Origin of the sequence: Tardiphaga sp., assembly GCF_028290785.1 — a bacterium.
Classification (GTDB): domain Bacteria; phylum Pseudomonadota; class Alphaproteobacteria; order Rhizobiales; family Xanthobacteraceae; genus Tardiphaga.
Genome location: NZ_JAQGJD010000298.1, coordinates 1 through 3,318 on the forward strand (window position 1 = coordinate 1; position 3,318 = coordinate 3,318).

2 protein-coding genes are annotated in these 3,318 nt (G+C 64.2%); one reads left to right on the top strand and one right to left on the bottom strand.

Annotated elements, in window-relative coordinates:
* Nucleotides 1-94 precede the first annotated feature (94 nt).
* Entirely contained in the window at nucleotides 95-2,368 is a 2,274-nt protein-coding gene (locus JWR89_RS18170; protein WP_299718643.1) for a fused MFS/spermidine synthase, read from the bottom strand.
* A 196-nt stretch (nucleotides 2,369-2,564) separates the two neighbouring features.
* Between JWR89_RS18170 and JWR89_RS18175 the strand changes: the two genes are divergently transcribed.
* A partial coding sequence (locus tag JWR89_RS18175; protein ID WP_299718645.1) for an FAD-dependent oxidoreductase occupies nucleotides 2,565-3,318 on the top strand: 754 nt, incomplete at its 3' end.

Consider the following 3,318-nt stretch of genomic DNA (forward strand, 5'->3'; position numbering starts at 1 on the left):
ATTGAGCGGCTCTTTTCACATCTTCCCTCCTGGCAAAACATCGCCGGGAGGGCCGAGTAAAAATGCAGCCGCACCCCCCACTACTGATCGAAGGCTAGTTGTCGCAGTCGCGCAGCCGGCGCCACACGGCGCCGAGCACGTTGGAGTAGTCGTCGGTCCAGACCCGCTGGTTGTCCTCCGCTTCGGTCAGCGCCCATTTATCCGACGAAGCAATGCTGCCGACATCCGCGGCGTCGCGAGCCGAGACCACCACGTTGGTCGAAAAGATATATTCGTTGTCGCGGCCGGAATCTTCGGAGAATACCCAGCTCTTCATGTCATTGGCATCCGCAATGCCGACCACCACGCTGGCCAGTTCGAGATGCCTGTTGGAGACGTGCATCACCACCGCGCCCTGGGGCGCCAGCTTCTCCTTGTAGATTTCCATCGCCTCTTCGGTAGCCAGATGGATCGGGATCGCGTCCGACGAATAGGCATCGACGATGATCATGTCATAGACGCCGTTCGGCTCCTTGGCGAAGGTCAGGCGGGCATCGCCGATCACCGGCTTCATGTCCGGCTCGCACTTCGAGATGTAGGTGAAGTATTTCGGATCGCGCGCGGTATCGACCATCGACTGGTCGATCTCGAAGAACTTCCAGTCCTCGCCAGGCTGCGACGCGCAGGCCAGCGAGCCTGAGCCGAGCCCGATCACCGCGACGCGGATCGGTCCGCCTTTGCGGGCGCGGATCGCGGCGATCGCCTGGCCGATGCCGCCGTCCTTGTAATAATACGAGATCGGTTCGGGCCGCGCGGCCACCGGCGTGCCGTCGTCGTTGAGAAATTTTTCAGCGCCGTGGATCGTCGTGCCGTGCATCAGCACGTGATACTGGTTGTTGGTCGTTACCACGATCTTGTGGACGCCGAAGAAGCTGCGCACGGTCTCGACGCGACCGTCGTCGGACGGATAGGCGCGGATCATCACCAGCGCCAGCACCACGATCGCCAGCAGTTTGGGACGGCTGATCTTGCCCAGCACCGCCAGGATCATGATCAGGATGCCCATCGCTTTGATCACGTTGACGCGGTTGGCGTCGAGCCAGGTGAACAGGCTGCCGCCCATCCACACCGGCGCCAGCAGCGCCACGGCCGCCGCCGCTAGCAGCGCCCAATACCCGCGGCTCCAGCTTGGAAAGAGTTCCTCGCCGCGCGGACGGCACAGCACCGCCAGCGCGATCAGGATCGGATATTCGGCAATCCAGGAAAACGTGAATGGCGCGATGAGCCCGGCGAACAGGCCGCCGACCATGCCGCCGAACGACAGCGCCACATAGTAGCCGGTCAGGTAGGTCGCCGCCGGCCGCGCCCGCGCGAGCTCGCCATGGCAGGCCATCGCGATGACAAAGAAGCACACCAGGTTGCCGCCCAGCGTCAGCAGCAGGTTCTGCTCGCCGCCGATCGCCAGCAGCACGATCACCACCGCGATCGCCACCGGCTGCGCCGCCAGCATCCATTTGTGCGGCAGCAGCGGTCGCGACTGGAACACCAGCACCCACGTCAGGAGATACAGCGACAGCGGCATCACCCACAGCAGCGGCGCGGACGCGATGTCGGTCGAGATATGCGCGGTCACTGCAATCAGCAGGCCGGAGGGCACAGCGGCCAGGAAGATCCAGCGCGCGCGCAGCGCCCAGGTCGGCGTCGGCGCATCGATCTCGCCTTCGCCTGGCGCGGCGACGACGAACGCCGGTGACTTCAGCAGCAGCGCGCCGCAGCCGGCGATCAACAGGATCAGCAACCCGTAGCCCGATGTCCAGATGATGTTCTGGGTGCGCAGCGAGAACATCGGCTCCAGCAGCACCGGGTAGGACAGCAGCGCGAGAAAGCTGCCGATATTGGAGGACGCATAAAGGAAATACGGATCGTGACCCTGCGGATGGCCGGTGCGCACGAACCAGGCCTGCAGCAGCGGATTGTTGGCCGCGAGCGCGAAGAACGGCAGGCCGATCGACACCACGAACAGGCCGAGCAGCCAGAATGCATAGCCGCTGGCCGGCGGTTCGCCCCAACCCGCGGCGATCGAGAGCGGCAAGGTCAGCAACGCAATGGCCAGCAGCGCCAGGTGGATCACCACCGGAATCACCCGGTTGCGGATCTGCATCAGGAAATGCGCATAGGCGTAGCCGCCGAGCAGCAGCGACTGGAAGAACACCATGGCGACGGACCACACCGCCGGCGACCCACCGAGCCGCGGCAGCACCATCTTCGTGAACAGCGGCTGCACCGAGAACAGCAGCAACGCGCTGGTAAAGATCGCGGCGGTGTAAACCACCAGCACCAATCGGTTGCGAGAGGCTTGATCGGCGGTGGCGGGCAACGGCGAATTCATGAAAGCTCCGGCTGGGATTCGGCGGGCGTGAGGGCTTCAGAATCCGGCAGGACGCCGGGCGCCGGAATGGAGCATAGGTTACCGTTTCCGGCAATGCAGGCGCCGACGGAACTGAAAGCCTGACGGCCCCCTTGTGCCCAGCGGCGACGTCTTTGATAAAGACCCCCGGATGAACCCTTGATGAAATCGCCAACGAATGTCTGACACCTCTGACATCGACGTTCTGATCATCGGCGCTGGCCATAACGGCCTGACCTGCGCGGCCTACCTCGCCATGGGTGGGCTGCGCGTTAAGGTGGTGGAGCGCCGCAAGGTCGTCGGCGGCGCCGCGGTGACCGAGGAATTCCACCCCGGCTTCCGCAACTCGGTGGCGGCCTACACCGTCAGCCTGCTCAATCCGCAGATCGCCGCCGACCTCAAGCTGCATGAGCACGGGTTACGGATCGTCGAGCGCAAGGCGCAGAATTTTCTGCCGGCGCCGGACGGCAGCTACCTGCTCACCGGCGAGGGCCGCACCCGTCAGTCGCTGGCGAAGCTGAGCCCACGGGACGCGGCGCGGATCGACGCCTTCAATGGCGAACTCGAGGTGATCGCCGACGTGCTGCGCAAGTTCGTGCTGCGCGCCCCGCCGAACGTGGTGCAGGGATTTGGGCTCGGCAGCCTAACGGAAGCAATCAACGCGCTCGGCACCGCGAAAATCCTCAACGATCTTTCGCTGGAGCAACAGCGCGTCCTGCTCGATCTGTTCACCTGCTCGGCCGGCGAGATGCTCGACGACATCTTCGAGAGTGACCTGATCAAGGCGCTGTTCGGCTTTGACGCCATCGTCGGCAACTATGCCAGCCCTTACGCGGCGGGCTCGGCCTATGTGATGCTGCACCACGCCTTCGGCGAAGTGAACGGAAAGAAGGGTGTCTGGGGCCACGCCATTGGCGGCATGGGCGAGATCA

Bases quoted from the DNA above. Each gene is read 5' to 3' on its own strand.
- JWR89_RS18170 (WP_299718643.1), bottom strand. From the start codon at position 2,368: ATGAATTCGCCGTTGCCCGCCACCGCCGATCAAGCCTCTCGCAACCGA.